Here is a 21,340-nt window from a genome sequence, read left to right as displayed (position 1 = left end):
GCCGACCAAAAAAAGACCCGCTCCGTGAAGAGCAGGTCTGTGCTGGTCGAGGCGGCGAGATTTGAACTCACGACCCCTACCACCCCAAGGTAGTGCGCTACCAGGCTGCGCTACGCCTCGATTCCCAGCCTCAAGACTATAGATGGTGAAGGCACTTCGGTCAAGGGGAGCTGGCCCCGCCCGGTCCAGGCATCATCCCGGCGGGTGCGGCTGTTCCAGGGCGTGGCCCAGACGGGCGGTTGTTTTTGCCGTGTTCTGGGGATGGCCCAGCCAGAAGCCCTGGCCCAGGTCACAGCCCAGCGCCGTCGCTGCGGCCCACTGCGCGTGGGTTTCCACCCCCTCGGCCACCACGCTCAGGCCCAGCGCCCCGGCCAGGGCGACGCTGGCCTGCACGGCGCGTCGGGCCTGGGCCTGCCCGTCCGGGGGACCGTCCAGGGCGCCGATCAGGCCACGGTCCAGCTTGAGGGTCTGCACGGGCAGGCGCAGCAGGGGCGTCAGCGCCGACTGCGCCGCGCCGAAGCCGCACAGGGACCAGCGCACGCCCTGTTCCTGCACGGCGCGCATCACAGGTATGGCCTGCCCCTCAGCCCCGACGGGCAGCGGCGCGGCCAGCTCGAACTCCACACAGCTACCGCTGAGGCGGTGCCGGGCGAGCGCCGTGCCCACCTGCCCGGGCAGGTCCGGACGCTCCAGCTGGCTGCGCGAGATGTTCACCGCCACCCGCAGATCGGCGTGACCTGCCGCGTGCCAGCGCGCGAGCTGGGCGCAGGCCTCGTTCAGCACCCAGTCGCCCAGCCGGTCCTCCAGGCCCAGCCGCTGGGCCGCCGGCAGGAACTGGCCCGGCGCCAGCAGCCCCAGTTCGGGGCTGTGCCAACGCAGCAGCGCCTCCAGGGTCACGGTCTGCCGCGCCGCATTGCAGATGGGCTGGTAGAACAGGCTGAATTCACCGCGCTCCAGCGCGCCGCGCAGCCGCTCCTCGGGTGGCGTCTGGGACCGTTGCCCGGCCATCTGCGGCTGGAAGACGCGGGCCGCGTCCTTGCCGGCGCGCTTGGCCTCGTACATGGCGACGTCGGCGTGCATGTACAGGCTCTCGGCGTCCTGGCCGCTGTCCGGATACACGCTGACGCCCACCGATGCGCTGATCCTGACCGGGCGGCCCGACAGGTCAAAGGGGGCGGTGAACAGTTCCAGCACCTGCCGGGCACGGGCTTGCGGCGGCTGCGAGGTCAGCACCATAAACTCGTCGCCGCCCAGCCGGGCCGTGAATTCGCCGGGTTGCTGTGCGCCGCGCAGACGGGCCGCCACCTTGATCAGCAGCTGATCGCCCACCGTGTGGCCCAGCGTGTCGTTGATCCCCTTGAAGCCGTCCAGATCGAGAAACAGGACGGCCAGTAGGTCAGCCGGCAGCCCTGCCTCAGCCGGCGCCTGCTGACGCTCCACTGCCTCGCCCAGCGCGGTCAGAAAGCCGGCGCGGTTGGGCAGGCCGGTCAGCGAATCGTGGTGGGCCTGCCAGGCCAGCTCGAGGGCGTGTGCCTCCAGCTGGGCGCGGCCCCGCTCGACCTCGGCGGTGCGGGCGGTCACCCGGCTTTCCAGCGTGGCGTTCAGCGCGGCCAGCTGCGCGGTCAGGGCGGCATTGTCGGTCAGGGCGGCCAGCTGCCGGGCGGCCACCAGCAGGGTCACGCCCGCCGTCCCCCACAGCACGCCACGGGCGGCCAGCGTGTCCTCGCCGTGGGTCAGCAGGGCCATGGCGAAGCAGACGATCAGGCCCAGATAGGGGGCCAGGGTGTACAGCGGACGGGTGAACCGGGGCGCGGCGCGGATCACCGCCGTCAGCGGACGGCCCAGCGGCACGGCCCGCGGCGAATGCCAGGCGGCCAGCGCAAACAGCGTGGCCCCGGCGGTCCACAGCAGGTCCACCGGCAGCCCCGACGCGAAGCCGCCGTGGTCTCCCAGAAACAGGTACAGCGTGTCGGCGATCACGAAAATGATGAGGCCCAGCGCCAGCAGGCTTTCTTCCAGCTGGAAGCGTTCGCGGCGCCGGATCACCAGCAGCAGCAGGCCCAGCGCAGACAGCCCGGCGCCGGGGTAGGCCAGGCTGACCAGACTGCCGATCAGCGTGGTCTGGGCCGTGCCCAGCCGGGACGCCAGCGCGCCGTACCACAGCAGCACGCCCAGGGCGCCCGCCACGATGCCCACGTCCAGGGTCAGCCGCCACGCCTCGGCCTGGCGCAGGGGCCGCCGCGGCAGGGCCAGACAGGCCGCGCTGAACAGCCCGTAGAAACCCAGGTAGAACGCGTCCAGCACCGAGGGAAACGGCACGGCCCCGTTCCGCTGTTCCAGCAGGACGTAGACGGTATTGCTCACGGCGTAGATCCCCAGTGCCCACGCCATCCAGCGCCAGGTCAGCGCCGTCTCGGGGGTGACGCGCGCCGCGAACCAGCAGGTCAGGGCCGAGGCGTACAGGACCCCCAGCGAGCAGGTCTGGAGCAGCCGGCCCTGGCCGCCCGGGTGCAGCGCCGCCCAGCCCAGATGGGCCAGTGCCAGGAGCAGGGTGGCCAGCAGAGACACCCTCAGCGCCTGTCCGGTTGTCGGCTCCCCCCCACGTTTCACGGCGGGCTGACCCGGACACCACCCGGCAGAACGGGAGGTCGCGCCCGAAAGAGACATGCCCTGGACATTGGTCCCCATCCTAGAGGTCTGGGTGTCACCACTTTCTTGTGTGTCGGCGGTCAGAAGAGAGGGACTTCACCTTTTGACCTTCCGGTCAGTTGTGTGGGCCATCGGTGGCGTTGCCCGCGGCGTGCGGCCACCAGGCCGGAGAGGACCGCCCAGGCAATCCTGGACCCCATGTTCACGCAGCCCGCCGACTATCATGAGCCCAATGGACGCCATTCAACCCTACCTCCCCCTGATTTACAATGTCCTGCGCGGGCTCGCCGTGGTGGGCCTGGTGCACGCTATCGTGACCCGTCAGCAGATTTTCTGGATGTTCCTGCTGGGCTTTGGGGCGCTGCTGGGCAGCTTTTTCGGTCTGCTGGGGACGCTGGCTTATACCTTCATGGTGCTAATCCCCTCGCTGCGCGGCGGCGGGCGGGTGGCCGGACAGGCGGTTTCGCGCGGCGTGGAGGCGCTCAAGCCGCTGGACGTCCGCATTCGGGAGGCGGGCGAACGCCTGTCCGAGAGCGACACGCTGGCCAACCGCGCGGGGCTGGCCGCGCTGCTGGCCCGCGCCGGGCGCCGCGACGAGGCGCAGGCCACCCTCGATCCGCTGCTGAGTGGCATCTACGCCGACGATCCGGTGGTGCTGCTCACCAGCGCCGAGCTGGATCTGGCGCGCGGCAACCCTGCTGGCGCCGAGACCCGCCTGAACGCCGTGGATCTCAAGACCAGCGCCGCCACCCGCACCCGTGCCCTGACCCTGCTGGCCCAGGCGCAGGAGGCGCAGGGCAAGCCGGAGGCCGACGCCACCTACCGCGACGCCCTGACCGCCGCCACCACCGAGGAGCCGCGCGCCCGCTACGCCGCGTATCTGGTGGCGCAGGGCCGCGCCGCCGAGGCGCAGACGGTGCTGGCGGCCATCGCCAAGACCGAGAGCCGAGCCACCCCGCTGTACCGCCGCCAGGAACGTGAGTGGTTCGATCTGGCCTCGGGCCTGAGGCGCGGGCTGAAGTGAGGGCCGTGCTGGGGCCAGCGGTCAGGGTCTATCTGCTGGCGCTGGTCTGTACCGTTCTAAGCCAGTTCTATGTGCGCACAACCTATGTCCTCACCCAGCCGTGTCCGCCGGGAGCCACCTGCGCCGCGCCCGTTCGGGAGGCGGGCTGGCCGCTTCCCTGGATCAGAACGGCGCTGCATCCGGCGGACGAGCCGCTGAACCTGACCGCGCATGGGCTGACGCCGCCCGTGGCTCTGGCGCTTGATCTGGTTTTTTACGGCGTGCTGATCGTGTTGATCGGGCAGGGCCTCCGGTGGGTGGGACAGTCGAAAAAGTGAGGCGCCCTCCTGAAGCCGCCAGGCTGAGTCGGCTATTTATATTACCCGGATGGTATTGACGTTAGCTATTCTACCCGGATAATATCGGGTCATGTCTGACCCCCATACGCTGACTGTTTTCCAGGGCCACGAACGCCTTCTCACTGCCCCGCTGCCAGAAGTGCTGGCCCTGCTCAAGACCCGCGAACGCGGGGCCGCACCGCCCCTGCTGACCTTCGACGATCAGACCGGACGGCAGATCGACTTCGATCTGCGCGGCAGCCTGCAAGACGTGCTGGAGCGCTACGCCCCCGCACCCGCCAAAACCGGGCCGGGCCGCCCCAAACTGGGCGTCGTGGCCCGCGAGGTCACGCTGCTGCCCCGGCACTGGGAGTGGCTGGAGGGCCAGCGCGGCGGGGCCTCGGCGGCGTTGCGACGGTTGATCGACGAGGCCCGTAAAGCCGATCCGGACGGGGAACGCCGCCGCGCAGCAATGGCCGCCACAGACCGGTTCCTGGGCGTGATCGCGGGCGATCTGCCCGGCTACGAGGAGGCTGGACGCGCCCTGTACGCGGGGAATGGCGAGGCTTTTGAGGCCCAACTGAAAAACTGGCCCGAAGACATCCGTAGCCACACGCTGTATCTGGCCGCCCCGGCGTTTGCGGAGAACCCGTGACCGCGCCGCGCCAGTACAAGGATTTCACGCCGCGAATGGGCATCTACCGCGTGAGCCATCTGCCCAGCGGACGCACCCTGCTGGGCCACAGCCTGCATCTGGAGGGGATGCTCAACCGCATCCGCTTTCAGCTCCAGAATGGCCTGCACCCAGACAAGGCTATGCAGGCCGACTGGAAGGCGGACGGCCCCGACGCCTTCTCGTTCGAGGTGCTGGACGAGATCACGCCGAAGAATCCGGGAGATGAACCCGTGGACGATCTGAAGGAGCTGCTGACGCTATGGCAGGAGAAACTGAACCTTCCTCCCGCGCAGCTGTACTCGCGGCGAGGCTGACGGCAGCGCAGTTGGTGCTTCTGGCCAAGCAGCCATCTTCAGAAACCCGTGCCGCCGTGGCTGCCCATCCCAACACGCCTGCCGCCGTGCTGGGCCGTCTGGCGGCTGAACACCCCGCCCAGGTGCTGGCTAACCCGGCCCTGGGCCTGCTGCGGCTGGCGCATTCGGGATTGCTGGAGGGCTGGCCCACCGAGGCCGTGCTGTCGCTGGTGGCCCAGCCGCAAGCCCCCGGCTGGCTGCGGCGTTACGGGCTGGCCCACGCCGACGCCCGCTTTCAGGTGGCGGTGGCCGGACATCCCTCGCTGAGTGCAGCGGAGCTTGAACAGCTTGCGCGGCACCGGGTCTGGAAGGTGCGGGCGCGGGTGGCGGCGCGGCCTGACCTGTCGCTGGAACTGCTCGCCGGGCTGCTGGGTGACCCGGATTACGGTGTGCGGCTGGTGCTGGCATCCCGCCCTGACCTGTCGCCTAACACCTTGGAACAATTGCGCCGAGATAGCTCACTGCTGGTGCGGCAGGCAATGGCGCAGCGGCAAGGCTGAACCTCAAGGCATAAGAAAACCCCTCCAGCCACGCAGGGGCCAGAGGGGAATGCACTCCCGGTAGGGGGACTTACTTCAGCTCGACGGTGGCGCCGGCGGCTTCCAGCTGGGCCTTCATCTTCTCGGCCTCTTCCTTGGCCACGCCTTCCTTCAGCGCGCCGCCCTTCTCGCTCATGTCCTTGGCTTCCTTCAGACCCAGGCCGGTGATGGCGCGGATTTCCTTAATGACGTTGATCTTGCTGGCGCCGGCGCTCACCAGAACGACGTCAAACTCGGTCTTCTCTTCGGCTGCCGGAGCCGCCGCCGCCGCGCCGCCGCCCATCGAGACAGCCGCCGTGACGCCCCACTGCTCTTTAAGGCCGTCGATCAGGTCCGCGAGTTCCATGATGGTGAGGGTGCCGAGTTGATCGATCATTGCCTGCTTGTCGTATGCCATGTGATGTTCCTCCAGAAATGGATTGAATGCTGAGTTCAAGCTGTTGGGAAAAGGGGTGGGGAGAGGAGACAGGGCTTAAGCGCCCGTGCCCTCGGCCGCGCCGCCCTCTTCGAGTTTGGTCTTGTACGCTTCGAGGATGCCCACGAAGTTGCTGAGGTGCGCGCTGAGGACGCCGACCAGTTCGGCCTGCAGGGTTTCCTTGCTGCCCAGGCTGGCCAGACGGTTGACGACGCTCACGTCCACCTTGTTGCCTTCCAGGAAGCCGCCCTTGACGGTTGGGATGCCCCTGTCGTTGCCCTTGGCGGCGTCGGCCAGTGCCTTCGCCACGCCAGCGGGGTCGGAGTGGGCCAGCACCAGGGCGCTGGGACCTTTGAGGGTGTCGGCGAAGTCGCGTCCACCGTCCTGAAGGGCGCGGTCGATCAGGGTGTTCTTGGCAACGATCAGCTGCCCGCCCTTCTCGCGGATGTCTTGGCGCAGTTTGCTCAGCTGTCCGGCATTCAGGCCCTGGTAATCGACGACGTAAAACGTCTCGACTTCATTCAGGCTCTGTTGCAGGGTGCTGAGGGTCTGCACGTTCTTGGGATTCGCCACGCAGTGAACCTCCTCGTGGTTGAACAAGTCCAGGTGCAAGTTTCGCGCTTGGCGCTTCGCAGCCTGGCAACTCGGCGGGATCTTTATACCCTGGGCTGGGGTCCCCGCTGTCTTGGATGCCGCACTAGAAACGGATTGGAGAGGTGCGAAGTTGCACCGGGGTGCCGGAAGTTGGAAATGAGGAGGGGCCGCAGCCCCCGCTCAGAAAAAGGTCAGGACTGGGCGCTGAGGCTCAGCGGAATGCTCGGCCCCATGGTGGTGGTCAGGAAGGCGGTGCGCAGGAACACGCCCTTGGCGCTGCTGGGCTTGGCCCCTTCCAGCGCGGAAACCAGCGCGGCATAGTTGGCGCTCAGGTTGGCCGGATCGAAGCTGGCCTTGCCGATGGGCGCGTGGATCACGCCGGTCTTGTCGTTGCGGAACTCGATGCGTCCGGCCTTGAGGCTCGACACCATGCCGGTCACGTCGGGGCCGACGGTGCCGCTTTTGGGGTTGGGCAGCAGGCCGCGCGGCCCCAGCAGACGGGCCAGCTTCTGACCCACCGAGGCCATCATGTCGGGGGTGGCCACCACGGCGTCAAAGTCCATGAAGCCACCAGCGATGCGCTCGATCAGCTCGTCGCCGCCCGCCACGTCGGCGCCAGCAGCCTCGGCAGCGGCGATGTTGTCGCCCTTGGTGATCACGGCCACCCGCACGCTGCGGCCCGTGCCGTGCGGCAGCGAAACCGTGCCGCGCACGTTCTGATCGCTCTTGCGGGGGTCGATGCCCAGGCGGAAGTGGATTTCCACCGTCTCGTCGAACTTCGCCGTGGCGATGTCCTTGACCAGGGCGGCCGCTTCCTCAATGGTGTACTGCTTGTCGCGGTCGACCTTTCCTTCCAGTGCGCGGTAGCGCTTGCCGTGCTTAGGCATTGGGGCCTCCCTCAATGGTGACGCCCATGCTGCGCGCAGTGCCCGCGACGGTGTTGGCGGCGGCTTCCACGCTGCCCGCGTTCAGGTCGGGCATCTTGGTCTTGGCGATTTCCATGACCTGATCCCAGTTCAACTTGCCGACCTTGGCCTTGTTGGGCGTGGCGCTGCCCTTGGTCAGGCCTGCGGCCTTGCGGATCAGGTAGCTCATGGGCGGGGTCTTGGTGATGAAGGTGAAGCTGCGGTCCGCGAAGATGGTGATCTCCACAGGAATAATCGCGTCACCCTTGTCCGCCGTCTGGGCGTTGAAGGCCTTGGTGAACTCCATGATGTTCGCGCCGTACTGACCCAGCGCGGGGCCGACAGGCGGGGCCGGGGTGGCCTTGCCTGCAGGCAGTTGCAATTTGACGATGCCGGTGACTTTCTTCATTTCGACTCCTTAGCTCCCCCTGATGGGTCCGGGGTGCTGGCGCTAAGTTCCGCCTGCGCCGCCCGTCAGGGGCAGCTTGGCAGCAACTTTTTCATTTTACTCGCTCAGCCCTCTTCTGCCAAGTGCGGCAGGAAACAGACTGGGTTTTTCCGGGCTTACTTGGCCACCTGGCTGAAATCCAGTTCCACCGGCGTTTCGCGGCCAAAGATGCTGACCAGCACCTTGACCTTGGCCTGCGGCACGTTGATCTCGCTGATCACGCCGCTGAAGTCCGCGAAGGGACCGCCGGTGACGCGCACCATGTCGCCCGCCTTGAAATCGGCCTTGACGCGCGGGGCTTCGGCGGCCTTGGGCTGCACGCCCACGCCCACCGAGGACAGCAGACGCTGGACCTCCTCGTAGGACAGTGGCACGGGACGGGTGGCGGTGCCGACAAAGCCGGTCACGCCGCTGGTGCCGCGCACCACTTCCCACGACTCGCCCAGTTCGCCAGGGGAGTCGTCGTCTTCCACATCCATCTGCACAAAGACGTAGCCGGGAAACAGCTTGCGCTCCACGGTTTCCTTCTTGCCGCCGTCGCGCAGTTCCACGGCCTTCTCGGTGGGTTGCAGCACCTGGAAGATCTTGGTGCCGCGCATGCCCAGTTTGCCCGCGCGGTCCATCAGGTGCTGTTCCACACGGTCTTCCTGGCCCACGTAGGTGTGGACGGCGTACCATTCGATGCTCATGGCAGCACCAGCTGGATCACGTTGCTGAAGAGCAGGTCCAGCACGTACACGATGAGAGACAGGGCCACGACGAAGATCAGCACGGCCTGCGTGCCTTCAAGCACCTGCTGGCGCGTCGGCCACGACACGCGCGAGAGTTCGGCGCGCGAATCACGGAAGTACTGAATCAAATTCATGCATTCACCTGCGGGAGAGGAAGGGCACTGAATGGGCCGCTCCAGACCAGCATGTGCGGCCGGGAGCACACCGCAATCAGACCTTCTTCTCCTTGAAGACCACATGCTTTTTCGCCATGGGGTCATACTTGCGCAGTTCCAGCTTGGCCTGCGTGTTGCGGCGGTTCTTGGTGGTGGTGTAGTAAAAGCCCGTGCCGGCGGTGCTTTCCATCTTCACAATGATGCGGGGTCCGTCTTTCGCCATGCTGTTCGCTCCTTTCGCCGTTTTCCGCCCATTGCAGCCTTGCAACAGCGGGAAACTGCTCCCAGCGCCTGCCGGGCGTCACTCTGACGGGGCAGGATCATTCGCTGGTAAAAGCCCGCCGGGGTGGCGGGCAACACCCACGAGTATAAACCGTCATGGGCGGGCTGTCCACCGCCGCTTCAGGACGGCTGCGGCTCGGCGGGGCGGGGCAGGTCCGTCGGGAATCCGTCGATGCTCCGCGCGTTCTTGCGTTGCCGGTAGTCATCCAGCTGCTGGTCACTCAGCTTGCGGTGAACGTCATTGAGGGTCTCGCGTTCCTCGCGGAACTCCATCAGCGGCACGGCCATGCCGCACGAGGTCTGCACCAGATCGACGTCCAGCAGGTAGATCTGACGCGCGGCGGGCAAGGGCGGAAACTGGCCGTAAAGGTCTGCCCACTCGGCCTGATCCGGCTGGACCATGCGGGCCGTGCCGTACAGGCGCAGGATCAGCGGCGCACCCTCGAAGGCGCAGAACATCAGCGTCATGCGCGGCAGCTGCAGCAGATGCGCAGCCGTCTCGTTGCCGCTGCCGGTCACGTTCAACCACATCACCCGGTTCGGCCCCAGGACCCGCAGGCTGTCCATGCCTTTGGGGGAGACATTGACCCGTCCGTCGGGGGCTGCCGTGCCGACAAAGAAGACCGGTTGCCGCTCGATGAAGCCCTGGTGGTCCGGGCCGATGGCCGCAAACTGTTTTGCCATAGCGTCAGGCTAACGCAACGCCTTCCGGCTGAGGCAACGACAACTGAGGCAACGAAAAGGGGAGGCCCGCAGGCCTCCCCCCTTCAGTTGACATGGAACCTTATTCGATCACCTTGGTGACAACGCCGGCGCCGACGGTGCGGCCGCCTTCACGGATGGCGAAGCGCAGGCCTTCTTCCATGGCGATGGGCTTGATCAGCTCGACGGTGAAGGTGATGTTGTCGCCGGGCATCACCATTTCCACGCCTTCGGGCAGTTCCACCACGCCGGTCACGTCCGTCGTGCGGAAGTAGAACTGCGGGCGGTACCCACCGAAGAACGCCGAGTGACGCCCACCCTCATCCTTGGACAGCACGTAGGTGCTGGCCTCGAACTTGGTGTGCGGCTTGATGCTGCCGGGCTTGCTCAGCACCTGACCGCGTTCCACGTCGTCACGGGCCACGCCGCGCAGCAGCACGCCCACGTTGTCGCCGGCCATGCCGGAATCCAGCAGCTTGCGGTGCATTTCCACGCCGGTCACGGTGGTCTTCTTGGTGTCGCGCAGGCCCACGATCTCGACTTCGTCCTGAATCTTGACGATGCCGCGCTCGATGCGTCCGGTGGCCACGGTGCCGCGCCCGGTGATGGTGAACACGTCTTCGACCGGCATCAGGAAGGCCTTGTCGGTGTCACGCTCGGGGGTGGGGATGTAGCTGTCGATGGCGTCCAGCAGCTCCCAGATGTGGTCGACCCACTTGTCTTCGCCGCGGGCGGTCTTGGGGTTCTTCTGCAGGGCTTCGAGGGCCTGCAGCGCGCTGCCCTTGACCACCGGCAGATCGTCACCGGGGAATTCGTACTTGGAGAGCAACTCGCGCACTTCCATTTCCACGAGTTCCAGCAGTTCTTCGTCGTCGACCATGTCGACTTTGTTCATGAAGACGACCATGTAGGGGATGCCGACCTGACGGCCCAGCAGGATGTGCTCGCGGGTCTGGGGCATGGGGCCGTCAGCGCTGCTGACGACCAGGATGGCGCCGTCCATCTGGGCCGCGCCGGTGATCATGTTCTTGACGTAGTCGGCGTGACCGGGGCAGTCGACGTGGCTGTAGTGGCGGCTCTCGGTCTGGTACTCGACGTGCGAGGTGTTGATGGTGATGCCGCGGGCCTTTTCTTCAGGGGCCTTGTCGATCTGGTTGTAGTCCATCGTTTCGATGGTGGGGTCCATGGCGGCGGCCGTGAAGGTGATGGCGGCCGTCAGGGTGGTCTTGCCGTGGTCCACGTGACCGATGGTCCCGATGTTCACGTGCGGCTTCGTGCGCGTAAAGGTTCCTTTTGCCATGTTCGTGTCCTCCTGAGAAAGACTGAAAGAGCGGGGTGGAAACTGTCCGGTTCCCGGACAAGCCCCGACAGTGTAGCCGTCTGCACCGTGTGTGCAAAGGACTTCCTTACCTTTGGCGGGTGGGGTGCGCTGGGCGGGTCATCAAAAGCGGCCCACACATGAACATGGGGGCCGCCTTCGATCAAACCGTGGAACTCTGCCGAGATTGCTGGAGCTTCTGATCGGGTTCGAACCGATGACCTCTCCCTTACCAAGGGAGTGCTCTACCACTGAGCTACAGAAGCGCGTCTGAAAGGGGCGAAGGGGAAAAGAAGAAAGCGGGAAACGAGACTTGAACTCGCGACATTCAGCTTGGGAAGCTGACGCTCTACCAACTGAGCTATTCCCGCAGAAAGGTAAAACGCTGGTGGGCAGGGGCGGATTCGAACCGCCGTACACGTACGTGAACAGATTTACAGTCTGTCGCCTTTAACCACTCGGCCACCTACCCGCAGTTGTCATGGTTTCACCGTCAAACGACGCCGGCAGCGAAACTGTGGAGCCACCCATCGGAATCGAACCGACAACCTTCCGATTACAAATCGGGTGCTCTACCAGTTGAGCTAGGGTGGCTTGAGCGAAGGTGAATCTGTCCCGCCTGAGTGCGGAAGGGGTCGTGCAAGCACAGTCACTTCCGGCTGGGAATAGTAGCACCGCCTATGAAGGGTGTCAAACCTCGGTGGAGGCGACATTGCTGAAAGGGCGCCCCTGCCCTCGGATAACGTCTTGTCGGCGCATCCGAACAGCTTCGATTTTGCCGCTGGGCGCCCGTTTTCTGCCGCTGCTGCTGTGACCATCGTTCATCAGCCGCAAGGACATCAAGGATGGGCGGGCCACGCCGCTGAAGCGAAGATACGCTGCCTCGTAGACGCATCGTGAGGTGGTTCCGAAGGCCCATTGCGCCGTCCTATTCCCAAGAAAAACCGAATCGTATGGGCCATTCGGCGCATTCGCTGGTTCGCCATCAGGCGTATGCTGTCCGGCGCACGGGCTGTTCCAGGCATATTCTGGGTGTTCTAGAACAGCCGCTGAAGCTTCGCCCCTCTTTTTTTCTTACGACGAGGTTTTCCTTGGACAGTCTGCGATCCCTGTGGCCCTATCTCAAGATGCACCAGCGCCAGTACATCATCGGCATGGTGCTGGTCATCTTTGCCAACAGCATTAACCTGCTTCCCTTCTACTTCATTCGCCTGGCCATCGATGGCCTGACCGGCGCGCGCGACGGCGATCCCGGCACTCCCGGCATCACCCTGGCGCAGGCGGGCTGGTATGCGCTGGGCATCGTGGCGGCGGCCTTGGCGGCGGGCGTGTTCATGCTGTACATGCGCCGCCTGATCGTGGTGGCCTCGCGCCAGACCGAGTACGAGGTCCGGCGCGACATCTTTGCCCACCTGCAGGGGCTGGACAAGCCGTATTACGACCGCGCCAGCACTGGCGATCTGATGAACCGCCTGACCGGCGACCTGAGTGCCGTGCGCGAAATGCTGGGCTTCGGCGCGTGGCAGATCGTGAACATCGTGTCGGGATTCGTGACCTCGTTCGCCGTGATGTTCAGCCTGAGCTGGCAACTGACCCTGATCGTGCTGGCGGTGGTGCCGGTTATCGTGGGCGTGCTGACGTACCTGGCGCGGCTGATCAACGTGCGCCACCGGCTGGCGCAGGAGCAGAACAGCAAGATCGCGGGCAAGGCGCAGGAGAACTTCAGCGGCGCGCGGGTGGTCAAGGGCTACGCGATTGAAGACCGCGAAATCGCCGAGTACAAGGCCATGAACCTGGAACTGCTGAAGCGCAACATCGCCCTGACGAAGGTGGACGGCCCGCTGCGCTCCTTCATGGGGCTGCTGCTGGGCCTGGCCTTCGCGCTGATCCTGCTGGTGGGCGGGCGGCTGATCCTGACTTCCAACGGAGCGTTCACCGTGGGGATGTTCGTGCAGTTCGTGGGCACGCTGGAACGCCTGACCTTCCCGATGCTGATGATCGGCTGGATTACCGGCGTGACCCAGCGCGGGCTGGCCTCCTGGCTGCGCCTGCGCGAGCTGTACGACGCCCGCGCCCAGGTGCAGGACGTGCCGGGGCGCACCGACCGCAGCATTCAGACCCTGGACGGCGACCTGCGCTTCCAGAACGTGTCGATGAATTACGGTAACCGTGAGGTGCTGAAAAATATCGACCTGCATGTTCCCGCCGGGACGTTCCTGGGCATCACCGGCCCCACTGGCAGCGGCAAGACCGTGCTGGGCCAGCTGATCACCCGCAGCATGGACCCCAGCTCCGGCGTGATCCGGATGGACGGCCACGACCTGCGCGTGATTCCGCTGAAAGTGCTGCACGACGCGGTGGCGGTGGTGCCGCAGGAGCCTTTCCTGTTCGGGGACACCCTGGCCAACAACATCGCCTTCGGGGTGGAGAAGCAGGAATTGCCCCTGGTAAAAACGGGCGTGAGCGTGGTGGGCGCGCCGCCGGTGCCGGACATCCCGCAGCAGCCGGACCCCGAGCGGGTGCGCAATGCCGCCCGCCTGGCCGGACTGCTGGAGGACATCGAGGGCTTTCCCGAGGGCTTCGAAACCCTGCTGGGCGAGCGCGGCGTGACGCTTTCGGGCGGCCAGCGCCAGCGCACCGCCATTGCTCGGGCCATCGTGCGCGAACCGGCGATTCTCATTCTGGATGACAGCCTCTCAGCGGTGGACACCGAGACCGAGCGTAAGATTCTGGACGGCCTGCGGGAAGTCAGTCAGGGCCGCACCGTGATTCTGATCGCCCACCGCGTCAGCACCCTGCGCCACGCCGACCACATCGTAGTGCTGGAAGAGGGCCGCGTGACCGAGCAGGGCAGCCACGACGAACTGCTGACATTGAACGGCCACTACGCCGAGCTGGAGCGCCTGCAACGCCTGGCCAGCGATCTGGACGAGGACGACGACGCGATCAGCGATCCTGAGGCAGCGGCGGACCGTCTGGCCGCGCGCCGGGAAGCCATCCGGGAGGCCCAGGCGACACAACTCCAGCCCAACCAGCAGACCCGTCAGGAGGTGCTGAAGTGACCGCCCCCGACGACAGCTACAAGAAGGAATTCGACGCCCAGCTCACGCGCCGCGTGCTGCGCTACGTTCAGCCCTACCTGCGGCTGGTGATCGGCGGCATCGTGCTGGCGCTGCTGATCTCGCTGGCCTCGCCGGTGTTCGCGCTGATTCAGCGCCACGCCATCGACGCGTACCTGACGCCGCTGGCGCTGCAAGGCAACAGCAACCTGGACGCGCTGTACCGGGGCCTGACCCTGACCGCGCTGCTGTACGCGGGCCTCAAGGTGGTGCAATTCGGTCTGCAGTACGCTTTCGCCCTCGCCATCGGCTACCTGGGCCAGAACGTGCTGCGCGACATCCGCGCCGACGTGTTCAGCAAATTGCAACGCCTGCAACTGGCCTACTTCGATCAGAACCCGGTGGGCCGCCTGATTACCCGCGTGACCAGCGACGTGGACGCCATCAACCAGTTCATCACCAACGGCCTGGTCAGCCTGATTCAGAGCACGTTTATCATCGTGGTGTACGTGGTGATCATGCTCAGCGTGAACTGGCGGCTGGCCCTGATCAGCTTTTCCGTGCTGCCGGTGCTGTACTTTTCCACCAACTTCTTCCGCACCAAACTGCGCGACGCCTTCCGCAACACCCGCACCCAGCAGGCCACCGTCAACAGCAAGCTCAACGAGAACATCACGGGGATGCTGACCGTGCAACTGTTCGGGCGCGAACGGCGCAGCGCGCTGGATTTCGACCACAGCAACCGCGCCCTGCTGAGGGCCAACGAGGACAGCGTCCACTGGTTCTCGCTGTTCATGCCGGTGGTGGCGGTGCTGGGACAGGTGGCCGTGGCCCTGATCCTTTACTTCGCCTCCCGGCAGATTCTGGGCGTGGGCGTGGACGCCAATGGGGCGCTGCAAACCGGCGTGGTGGCCGGGGCCATCACGGTGGGGACGCTGTTCGCCTTTATCCAGCTGTCGCAGCAATTGTTCCAGCCGATTCAGGATCTGGCCGACGTGTTCAATACCCTGCAAGCGGCGATGGCCTCCAGCGAGCGCATCTTCGGCGTGCTGGACACCGAAGAGGAGATTGCCGACAAGCCCGACGCCAAGACGCTGCCCCATTTCGAGGGCCGGGTGGACTTCGAGAAGGTCTGGTTCGCCTACGATCAGACCGTGACCGCCGAGACGCCCGACAGCGATGACCGCTGGATTCTGCGCGGCATCGACCTGCACATCCAGCCGGGCGAGAGCGTGGCGCTGGTGGGCGCAACCGGGGCGGGCAAGACCAGCGTCACGGCCCTGGTCAGCCGCTTCTATGACGTGCAACGCGGGGCCGTGAAGGTGGACGGCGAGAACGTGCGCGACCTGGCCCAGCATGACCTGAGAAAGCATGTGGGCGTGGTGCTGCAGGACGTCTTTTTATTCGCCGGCACCATCGAGAGCAACCTGACCCTGAACAACGAGACCATTCCCCACGAGCGCGTGGTGGAGGCGTGCAAGTACGTGGGTGTCCACGACTACATCCTGTCGCTGGAAAACGGCTACCAGACCGAGGTGCGCGAGCGCGGCGCGACGCTGTCCACCGGGCAGAAGCAGCTGCTGGCCTTCGCCCGCGCGCTGATCCAGAACCCCGACATCCTGCTGGTGCTGGACGAGGCCACCGCCAACGTGGACACCGAGACCGAGCTGCGCATTCAGCAGGCGCTGGTCAAGGTGATGTCCGGGCGCACCAGCATCATCATCGCGCACCGCCTCAGCACCATCGAGCACTGTGACCGCATCGTGGTGATGCGCAAGGGCCGCGTGGTGGAGCAGGGCAGCCACAGCGAACTGCTGGAGCACGGCGGCTACTACGCCCGGCTGCACCGCCTGCAGTACTCGCAGGCCGACGCGGCGGACTGAGACCGACTCCGATTGAAAGGTGTTGAAAACACCTGGAAATCCGAGGGGGAGGAGCAGCGTCCTCATGGGCGTCTGTCCGCGACGATAGCGAGAAGGAGAAAAACATCCCTCCGGGCGTGGAGTGTAGAAATCGGAGCTGTCCCGATTTCTGTCGCGTTACAGACGGAATCCGTATGACGCGGGGAACGGGGAGAAACAGAGAAGAGGCCGGAAGCGCAATGCACTCCGGCCTCTCTTTTCGGTCTTTTTGTGGCGCTTACTTCAGCTACTTCAGCGTCTTGCTGATGAAGCTGTTGGTGTAATAGTCGGTTGCCTTCGCCCCGGCGGGCAGATTGCCCTGCTTGATCAGCGCCGCCACCGCCTTGGTCCACGCGGCGGGGCTGCTGGCGCCGATGCCGTTGGCCTGGGTGTAGGCGCTGGTCATCAGCGGCGTGCTGGCCTTGAGAATCTCCAGCGTCCCGGCCTTGCCGAACACCGGTTGCGCCAGCTTGAAGGCGCGGGCCGGGTCCGCCACCGTGAATTTCAGGCCGCGCTGGCTGGCCCGCACCACCTTGGCCGCCAGATCACCGGTCAACGACTTGCCGCTGGCGATCAGGCCCACGCCCACCATCGGGTACGCGTCCGAGATGTCCAGGGTGTAGACCTTCTGGCCCACCGACTGGCCCAGCAGCACCACGTCGTTGTTGAGGTACCCCACGGCGGCGTCCACCCGTCCGGCCCGCACGGCGTCCTGCTGCGTGAAGCCGATGGTGGACAGCTTGATGTCCTTGCCCTCCGTGAGTTTGGCGCTGTCCAGCAGGGCCTGGATGGCGTGGTAGCTGCTGCCGTAGGGGCCAGGAATGCCCACCGTTTTGCCCTTTAGGCTGGCAATCCCGTTCAGCGGCTTGAGACTGAAGACCGTCACCGGATTCTTCTGGTACATGGTCATGATGTACTTCACGTCCGCGCCCTGATTTTTGGCGAAGATAGCGTCCTCGGGATCGCCCACCACGAAGTCCAGCTTACCCTGCAACAGCAGCGGTATGAGCTGGGGAACGTAGCCGTGCTGGTAGTTGACCTTGAGGCCCTCGGCGGCAAAGTAGCCCAGCTTGTCGGCCACGTAAAACGGCGTGAACTGCACGTCAGGGTTGTAGCCCAGGCCGATGTTGACGGTTCTCGTCGGGGACTGGGCCTGACTGGTCTGAACGCTGATTCCCAGCAGCAGGGTCAGGGAGAGGAGGGCAAGTCGCTTCATGGGCCCGAGTATAGAAGCGGGCACTGACGGGTCTGTGATGGGCCACGCTAAGCCACCCACCCGCCATTGTGCGGATACCGCCGCGTCCAGCCATGCGGCACAGTGGAACGCGGACAGGGAGGTGGACATGCCAGCGGACTGCAATTCCTACGGAGAAGACACGCGGCGCGGCGACGACGCCCCCGATCAGAGACAAGGCCAGAGGCACCGTCGCCTCTGAAGCAAAGGGAAGGACCATGAACGGAAAGCAAATTACCAAACTGGGATTCGAGAAGAAGGCCATCGGGCTGGCCGTGGCCGCCGCCGCTGTGCGCGAGGGTGCAGGGCTGGAACGTGGCGCGGTGCTGGACGAACTGCGTGCGGTACAGGCCGATCCTGCCGCGTATCTGGCGGGCGGCGTCTACGCGGCGCTGGCCGCAGAACTGAGCGCGCAGCACGCCGTGAACGAGAGCAAAAAGGGAGCGGCCCTGCTGGGTGCGCCGCTGCCCTACGGCGTCTGGGGCGCGGACCTGATCGAGCCGGGCGCACGCGCGCAGATGGACGTGGCGATGCGCCTGCCGGTCACCCGTGCCGGGGCGCTGATGCCCGACGCGCACGTGGGCTACGGCCTGCCCATCGGCGGCGTGCTGGCGACGGAAAACGCGGTGATTCCGTATGGCGTGGGCGTCGATATCGGCTGCAGCATGCGCCTGAGCGTGTTTCCCATCCAGCCGGATGCCCTGAAGCTGGAGGAAGCCAGGACCCTGCTGCTCAAGCACACGCGTTTCGGCGCGGGCGTGGCCTTTGAAAAGCGCGAGCGCGACGATCACGCCGTGTTGCATGAGGGAACCTGGGAGGATCAGCCCCTGCTGGGCCACCTGTTCGAGAAGGCGGCGGCGCAGATCGGCAGTTCCGGCAGCGGCAACCACTTCGCCGAGTTCGGCACGCTGAGTCTGGCGCAGCCCGACCTGGGGCTGGATGCCGGGAACTACCTGGCCCTGCTGTCCCACAGCGGCTCGCGCGGCTTCGGGGCACAGGTGGCGGGACACTTCACTGCTCTGGCCGAGCGACTGCATCCCCATCTGGACCCGGCGGCCAGGAAGCTGGCGTGGCTGTCCCTGGATTCCGAGGAAGGGCAGGCGTACTGGCAGGCCATGAATCTGGCCGGACGGTACGCGCTGGCCAACCACGAGCTGATCCACGCCCGACTGGCCCGCGCGCTGGGGGTGGATGTGCTGGCGTCCGTCCACAACAGCCATAACCTGGCCTGGAAGCAGCAGGTGAATGGGCAGGAGCTGATCGTCCACCGCAAGGGGGCGACGCCCGCCGCGAGCGGACAGCTGGGCCTGATTCCGGGCAGCATGGCCGATCCTGGCTTTGTGGTGCGCGGACGGGGCCACGCGGACGCGCTGGCCAGCGCCAGCCACGGCGCAGGCCGCCAGCTGGGGCGCAAGGCCGCCGCCAGCACGCTGGTCAAGAAGGAGGTGGCCGCCTACCTGAAAGGGCGCGGCGTCACGCTCATCGGCGGCGGCATCGATGAGGCCCCACAGGCCTACAAGCGCATCGAGGACGTGATTTCACGCCAGAGCGATCTGGTGGACGTGGTGGCCCGCTTCACGCCGAAGGTCGTCCGCATGGACAGCGGCAGCCAGGATATTTAAACCCCCGTCCCCCGGCCCTCTTCGTCTGGAGAGGGCTTTTTTCATGGGTCAGTGGACAGCAGGCGCAGGTAGGGGGAACAGCTGAACAGCAGGCCTCAGTCGCTCGCCACGCTCAGGCCAGGATCGGTGTCGTGCAGACGGGCGTGCAGCGGCTTGGCGTACCACGTCATGACCGGGCGGGCGTCCACGGTGAACTCGAAGCCCAGCCGTTCCCAGAAGCGGGCGCCGCGCGGATTGTCGCCCAGCACGCTGGCGAGAACGCGCGTGATGTCGGCGGGCAGGCGCTCTTCCAGGTCGCGGACGGCCTGTTCGCCCAGCCGCTGGGACTGACGGTCCTCTCGGATCAGCAGCAGGTTGATGGTCACGTCGCCCGCCTGGGGATAGTCGAGTTTGTAGTCGAGGCTGCCCACCAACTCGCCGTCCGCGTCGTGCAGCAGTTCTAAGCGGCGGCGCGGATCAAGCAGGGCGATCTCGACGTCGCGCTCGACCTCGCACAGCGACGGCACCCGGCTGCCCAGCAGCGCGAAGTAGCCGGGTGCGGCGGAGTAGAGCATGTGCAGCAGCGGCGCGTGGTGAAGCGCCAGCGGAGTGGAATTCAAGGTTGAGCCTCCTGTCCAGTGCGGCAGGAATAGGGAAGGGCGGAAGGGACTGGACTGAAAAGAGCATACACCCGGCCCTCTGACACGCGTATGAATTGCCTTTGGTTCGACGCTTGAGCGGGCGTTCACGTCGTGGAGGGGGGGCTGCGCTACCCTGCAGGGATGAGTGCCGATGTCTCCTCCTCCTTGTCTGCCAGTGCGCCGGGGTTTTACGCCGCCCGGCTGGCCCGCCCCGGCGCGGTCCTGGCCCCGATGGCCGGGTACAGTGACGCGCCCATGCGGCAGCTGGCCGCCGAGCAGGGGGCGCTGTGGACCGTCAGCGAGATGATCAGCGCACGCGGCCTGGTGATGGGGGGCGATACCGAGAAGCTGAACCTGGGCCGCCCCTACGCCGGGGAACAGGGCCGGGCCGTGCAGCTGTTCGGCGCGGAGCCCGAGTTGCTTGCGGATGCGGTGGCCCGCGCTGAGGCGTGGTTTGCCCCGGCCGCCATCGACCTGAACATGGGCTGCCCGGTGCCCAAGATCCGCGGCAAGGGCGGCGCGTGCCTGTTGCAGACGCCGGAAGTGGCCTACACGCTGCTCCAGGCCATGCGCGCGGCCACCATCCTGGACGTGAGCGCCAAGATTCGCCTGGGCTGGGACACGGACCGCAGCGTGGAGGTGGCGCAAGGGCTGGAGGCGGCGGGCGCGTCGCTGATCACGGTGCATGGCCGCACCAGCCGCCAGCGCTACACCGGCGAGGCCGACTGGGACGCGATTGCCCGTGTGGCCGCCAGCGTGGCGGTGCCGGTGGTGGGCAGCGGCGACATCCTGAGCGCGGCGGCCGCCCGGCAACGGCAACGCGAAAGTGGGGTGGCCGCCGTGATGATCGGGCGCGGCTCGGTGGGCAATCCGTGGATCTTCCGGGCCCTGGCCGGGGGGCACGGCGGCGAGGAGCGGCCCAGCGCCCCGGTGCGTGCCCGGACCGCCCTGCGCCACGCCGAGTTGCAGACCCAGTTCTACAACGACGACACCGGCCGCCTGACCCTGCGTCCACTGCGGAAAGTGCTGCCCCGTTACCTGCCGGAGTATCCCGAACTGCACGCCGAGCTGACGCAGGTGGTCACCGTGGCTGATGTCGAGCGGGCGCTGACGCCTCTGCTGCGTGACGCGGAGCTGAATGACGGGGCCATGCAGACAGGCGCGACGGCGACGGCCGCCGCAGAGTATGCTGTGAGTTACCCATGAACGTTCGCGAGTACTACACCTACCTGTCTGCCGCGCGCGAGCAGCTCTGGAATTATCTGCGTGCCCTGCCCACTGCCGATCTGGACCGCGATCTGATCGAGTCCGGGGACCGCTTTCACACCATCAAGGACCTGCTGCTGCACATCACCGATGTCGAGGACCACTGGGTCCACTACATCGCGCGCGGCGAGGACCTGCAGAGTGATGGACGCTTCAAGCACGACTGGGTCAAGCCGCAGGCCCAGCAGTACGACCTGTCGTGGATCATCGATTACGGGCGCACGGTGGGGCAGCAGACACAGACGTTCCTGGATTCCAACCCGGATCTGGACCGCAGCATCAAGCTGATTCAGGACGATCCGGCCAGCGATACCGTGACCCTGGACCAGTTGATGTGGAACGTCATGACCCACGAGGTTCGCCACACGGCCCAGATCGCCTTGTTGATTCGCCAGCTGGGCCACACGCCGCCCTGGGCGGATTACCTGCGCTTTGCCCGGCCCCAGGTGACCGAGGGAAGTCAGGTGGACGCCCCGGAACCAGAGGACGCCGAGGAAGGCGATTCCACGCAGGGCTGATCCGGATTCCGT

At 66.1% G+C, this 21,340-nt stretch carries 22 protein-coding genes and 5 tRNA genes; 10 read left to right on the top strand and 17 right to left on the bottom strand.

The features are described 5' to 3' along the window. Positions 1 to 43: 43 nt before the first annotated feature. Positions 44 to 120, bottom strand: a tRNA-Pro gene (locus FHR04_RS16540). Between the two features lie 72 nt (positions 121 to 192). Further along, the gene (locus FHR04_RS16535) at positions 193 to 2,568 is read right to left on the bottom strand and encodes a putative bifunctional diguanylate cyclase/phosphodiesterase (RefSeq protein WP_170213995.1); all 2,376 of its coding nucleotides are present in this window, start codon (positions 2,566 to 2,568) and stop codon (positions 193 to 195) included. Positions 2,569 to 2,881: 313 nt separating this feature from the next. Between FHR04_RS16535 and FHR04_RS16530 the strand changes: the two genes are divergently transcribed. The 5 genes from FHR04_RS16530 (at position 2,882) to FHR04_RS16510 (ending at position 5,519) form a co-directional block, all read left to right on the top strand. After that, complete coding sequence (locus FHR04_RS16530; protein WP_139404364.1) at positions 2,882 to 3,673, top strand: tetratricopeptide repeat protein; 792 nt, start codon at positions 2,882 to 2,884, stop codon at positions 3,671 to 3,673. 5 nt (positions 3,674 to 3,678) lie between these two features. Continuing rightward, on the top strand, positions 3,679 to 3,990 hold the full coding sequence (locus FHR04_RS16525) for a hypothetical protein (protein WP_139404363.1): 312 nt from the start codon (positions 3,679 to 3,681) through the stop codon (positions 3,988 to 3,990). 91 nt (positions 3,991 to 4,081) lie between these two features. Beyond that, positions 4,082 to 4,645, top strand: a complete 564-nt coding sequence (locus FHR04_RS16520; RefSeq protein WP_139404362.1) for a DUF2239 family protein — start codon at positions 4,082 to 4,084, stop codon at positions 4,643 to 4,645. Continuing rightward, positions 4,642 to 4,980, top strand: coding sequence for a GIY-YIG nuclease family protein (locus FHR04_RS16515; protein WP_139404361.1), 339 nt, complete (start codon positions 4,642 to 4,644; stop codon positions 4,978 to 4,980). The genes FHR04_RS16520 and FHR04_RS16515 overlap by 4 nt, the downstream gene beginning before the upstream one ends. Beyond that, positions 4,926 to 5,519 (top strand): hypothetical protein, encoded by a 594-nt coding sequence (locus tag FHR04_RS16510; RefSeq protein WP_139404360.1) that lies wholly within the window; start codon positions 4,926 to 4,928, stop codon positions 5,517 to 5,519. Before FHR04_RS16515 ends, FHR04_RS16510 begins: the two co-directional genes overlap by 55 nt. 70 nt (positions 5,520 to 5,589) lie before the next feature. Here FHR04_RS16510 and rplL read toward each other — a convergent pair whose 3' ends face one another. The 13 genes from rplL to FHR04_RS16445 form a co-directional block, all read right to left on the bottom strand. Further along, on the bottom strand, positions 5,590 to 5,955 hold the full coding sequence (rplL, locus tag FHR04_RS16505) for a 50S ribosomal protein L7/L12 (RefSeq protein WP_039681647.1): 366 nt from the start codon (positions 5,953 to 5,955) through the stop codon (positions 5,590 to 5,592). Positions 5,956 to 6,030: 75 nt separating this feature from the next. Further along, positions 6,031 to 6,546 (bottom strand): 50S ribosomal protein L10, encoded by a 516-nt coding sequence (rplJ, locus tag FHR04_RS16500; RefSeq protein WP_039686277.1) that lies wholly within the window; start codon positions 6,544 to 6,546, stop codon positions 6,031 to 6,033. A gap of 212 nt (positions 6,547 to 6,758) precedes the next feature. Beyond that, positions 6,759 to 7,454 (bottom strand): 50S ribosomal protein L1, encoded by a 696-nt coding sequence (rplA, locus tag FHR04_RS16495; RefSeq protein WP_039681648.1) that lies wholly within the window; start codon positions 7,452 to 7,454, stop codon positions 6,759 to 6,761. After that, on the bottom strand, positions 7,447 to 7,881 hold the full coding sequence (rplK, locus tag FHR04_RS16490) for a 50S ribosomal protein L11 (RefSeq protein WP_039681649.1): 435 nt from the start codon (positions 7,879 to 7,881) through the stop codon (positions 7,447 to 7,449). The genes rplA and rplK overlap by 8 nt, the downstream gene beginning before the upstream one ends. A gap of 155 nt (positions 7,882 to 8,036) precedes the next feature. Further along, complete coding sequence (gene nusG, locus FHR04_RS16485) at positions 8,037 to 8,609, bottom strand: transcription termination/antitermination protein NusG (RefSeq protein ID WP_039681650.1); 573 nt, start codon at positions 8,607 to 8,609, stop codon at positions 8,037 to 8,039. Continuing rightward, the gene (secE, locus tag FHR04_RS16480; RefSeq protein WP_039681651.1) at positions 8,606 to 8,785 is read right to left on the bottom strand and encodes a preprotein translocase subunit SecE; all 180 of its coding nucleotides are present in this window, start codon (positions 8,783 to 8,785) and stop codon (positions 8,606 to 8,608) included. Before secE ends, nusG begins: the two co-directional genes overlap by 4 nt. 76 nt (positions 8,786 to 8,861) lie before the next feature. Continuing rightward, positions 8,862 to 9,029 carry a 50S ribosomal protein L33 gene (gene rpmG / locus FHR04_RS16475; protein WP_029479293.1) on the bottom strand — a complete coding sequence of 56 codons (168 nt, stop codon included), beginning with the start codon at positions 9,027 to 9,029 and terminating at the stop codon, positions 8,862 to 8,864. Between the two features lie 179 nt (positions 9,030 to 9,208). After that, complete coding sequence (locus tag FHR04_RS16470) at positions 9,209 to 9,772, bottom strand: pyridoxamine 5'-phosphate oxidase family protein (protein ID WP_139404359.1); 564 nt, start codon at positions 9,770 to 9,772, stop codon at positions 9,209 to 9,211. Between the two features lie 100 nt (positions 9,773 to 9,872). Continuing rightward, a complete protein-coding gene (gene tuf / locus FHR04_RS16465; protein WP_039681653.1) occupies positions 9,873 to 11,090 on the bottom strand; it encodes an elongation factor Tu in 1,218 nt (405 codons plus the stop codon). Positions 11,091 to 11,299: 209 nt separating this feature from the next. Continuing rightward, positions 11,300 to 11,374: transfer RNA gene (locus FHR04_RS16460), tRNA-Thr, on the bottom strand. Between the two features lie 32 nt (positions 11,375 to 11,406). Further along, positions 11,407 to 11,479: transfer RNA gene (locus FHR04_RS16455), tRNA-Gly, on the bottom strand. A 15-nt stretch (positions 11,480 to 11,494) separates the two neighbouring features. Continuing rightward, a tRNA-Tyr gene (locus FHR04_RS16450) sits at positions 11,495 to 11,580 on the bottom strand. Between the two features lie 46 nt (positions 11,581 to 11,626). Beyond that, positions 11,627 to 11,702: transfer RNA gene (locus tag FHR04_RS16445), tRNA-Thr, on the bottom strand. Between the two features lie 497 nt (positions 11,703 to 12,199). Here FHR04_RS16445 and FHR04_RS16440 point away from each other — a divergent pair. Both FHR04_RS16440 and FHR04_RS16435 read left to right on the top strand, forming a co-directional pair. Then, the gene (locus FHR04_RS16440; RefSeq protein WP_375782588.1) at positions 12,200 to 14,170 is read left to right on the top strand and encodes an ABC transporter ATP-binding protein; all 1,971 of its coding nucleotides are present in this window, start codon (positions 12,200 to 12,202) and stop codon (positions 14,168 to 14,170) included. Continuing rightward, positions 14,167 to 16,050 (top strand): ABC transporter ATP-binding protein, encoded by a 1,884-nt coding sequence (locus tag FHR04_RS16435; protein ID WP_139404358.1) that lies wholly within the window; start codon positions 14,167 to 14,169, stop codon positions 16,048 to 16,050. Before FHR04_RS16440 ends, FHR04_RS16435 begins: the two co-directional genes overlap by 4 nt. A 265-nt stretch (positions 16,051 to 16,315) precedes the next feature. Here the strand turns inward: FHR04_RS16435 and FHR04_RS16430 are convergent, their stop codons facing one another. Then, positions 16,316 to 17,284, bottom strand: a complete 969-nt coding sequence (locus tag FHR04_RS16430; protein WP_139404357.1) for an ABC transporter substrate-binding protein — start codon at positions 17,282 to 17,284, stop codon at positions 16,316 to 16,318. Between the two features lie 236 nt (positions 17,285 to 17,520). Between FHR04_RS16430 and FHR04_RS16425 the strand changes: the two genes are divergently transcribed. After that, complete coding sequence (locus FHR04_RS16425) at positions 17,521 to 18,924, top strand: RtcB family protein (RefSeq protein WP_139404356.1); 1,404 nt, start codon at positions 17,521 to 17,523, stop codon at positions 18,922 to 18,924. A gap of 95 nt (positions 18,925 to 19,019) precedes the next feature. On the opposite strand, the gene FHR04_RS16420 is transcribed toward FHR04_RS16425, so the two are convergent. Further along, the gene (locus tag FHR04_RS16420; RefSeq protein ID WP_039681657.1) at positions 19,020 to 19,523 is read right to left on the bottom strand and encodes a GNAT family N-acetyltransferase; all 504 of its coding nucleotides are present in this window, start codon (positions 19,521 to 19,523) and stop codon (positions 19,020 to 19,022) included. A gap of 162 nt (positions 19,524 to 19,685) precedes the next feature. Between FHR04_RS16420 and FHR04_RS16415 the strand changes: the two genes are divergently transcribed. Together FHR04_RS16415 and FHR04_RS16410 are read left to right on the top strand one after the other, a co-directional pair. Continuing rightward, positions 19,686 to 20,750: a tRNA dihydrouridine synthase gene (locus tag FHR04_RS16415; protein WP_139404355.1), complete on the top strand. Its 1,065-nt coding sequence runs from the start codon at positions 19,686 to 19,688 to the stop codon at positions 20,748 to 20,750. Beyond that, entirely contained in the window at positions 20,747 to 21,328 is a 582-nt protein-coding gene (locus tag FHR04_RS16410) for a DinB family protein (RefSeq protein WP_139404354.1), read from the top strand. Before FHR04_RS16415 ends, FHR04_RS16410 begins: the two co-directional genes overlap by 4 nt. The last annotated feature ends 12 nt before the right edge of the window (positions 21,329 to 21,340 follow it).

Source organism: Deinococcus radiopugnans ATCC 19172 (genome assembly GCF_006335125.1).
Classification (GTDB): Bacteria; Deinococcota; Deinococci; order Deinococcales; family Deinococcaceae; genus Deinococcus; species Deinococcus radiopugnans.
This window is presented reverse-complemented; position numbering and strand designations above follow the sequence as displayed.

Bases quoted from the DNA above. Each gene is read 5' to 3' on its own strand.
- FHR04_RS16530 (WP_139404364.1), top strand. From the start codon at position 2,882: ATGGACGCCATTCAACCCTACCTCCCCCTGATTTACAATGTCCTGCGC.
- FHR04_RS16520 (WP_139404362.1), top strand. From the start codon at position 4,082: ATGTCTGACCCCCATACGCTGACTGTTTTCCAGGGCCACGAACGCCTT.
- FHR04_RS16510 (WP_139404360.1), top strand. From the start codon at position 4,926: ATGGCAGGAGAAACTGAACCTTCCTCCCGCGCAGCTGTACTCGCGGCG.
- rplL (WP_039681647.1), bottom strand. From the start codon at position 5,955: ATGGCATACGACAAGCAGGCAATGATCGATCAACTCGGCACCCTCACC.
- rplA (WP_039681648.1), bottom strand. From the start codon at position 7,454: ATGCCTAAGCACGGCAAGCGCTACCGCGCACTGGAAGGAAAGGTCGAC.
- rplK (WP_039681649.1), bottom strand. From the start codon at position 7,881: ATGAAGAAAGTCACCGGCATCGTCAAATTGCAACTGCCTGCAGGCAAG.
- nusG (WP_039681650.1), bottom strand. From the start codon at position 8,609: ATGAGCATCGAATGGTACGCCGTCCACACCTACGTGGGCCAGGAAGAC.
- secE (WP_039681651.1), bottom strand. From the start codon at position 8,785: ATGAATTTGATTCAGTACTTCCGTGATTCGCGCGCCGAACTCTCGCGC.
- rpmG (WP_029479293.1), bottom strand. From the start codon at position 9,029: ATGGCGAAAGACGGACCCCGCATCATTGTGAAGATGGAAAGCACCGCC.
- FHR04_RS16470 (WP_139404359.1), bottom strand. From the start codon at position 9,772: ATGGCAAAACAGTTTGCGGCCATCGGCCCGGACCACCAGGGCTTCATC.
- tuf (WP_039681653.1), bottom strand. From the start codon at position 11,090: ATGGCAAAAGGAACCTTTACGCGCACGAAGCCGCACGTGAACATCGGG.
- FHR04_RS16430 (WP_139404357.1), bottom strand. From the start codon at position 17,284: ATGAAGCGACTTGCCCTCCTCTCCCTGACCCTGCTGCTGGGAATCAGC.
- FHR04_RS16425 (WP_139404356.1), top strand. From the start codon at position 17,521: ATGAACGGAAAGCAAATTACCAAACTGGGATTCGAGAAGAAGGCCATC.
- FHR04_RS16415 (WP_139404355.1), top strand. From the start codon at position 19,686: ATGAGTGCCGATGTCTCCTCCTCCTTGTCTGCCAGTGCGCCGGGGTTT.
- FHR04_RS16410 (WP_139404354.1), top strand. From the start codon at position 20,747: ATGAACGTTCGCGAGTACTACACCTACCTGTCTGCCGCGCGCGAGCAG.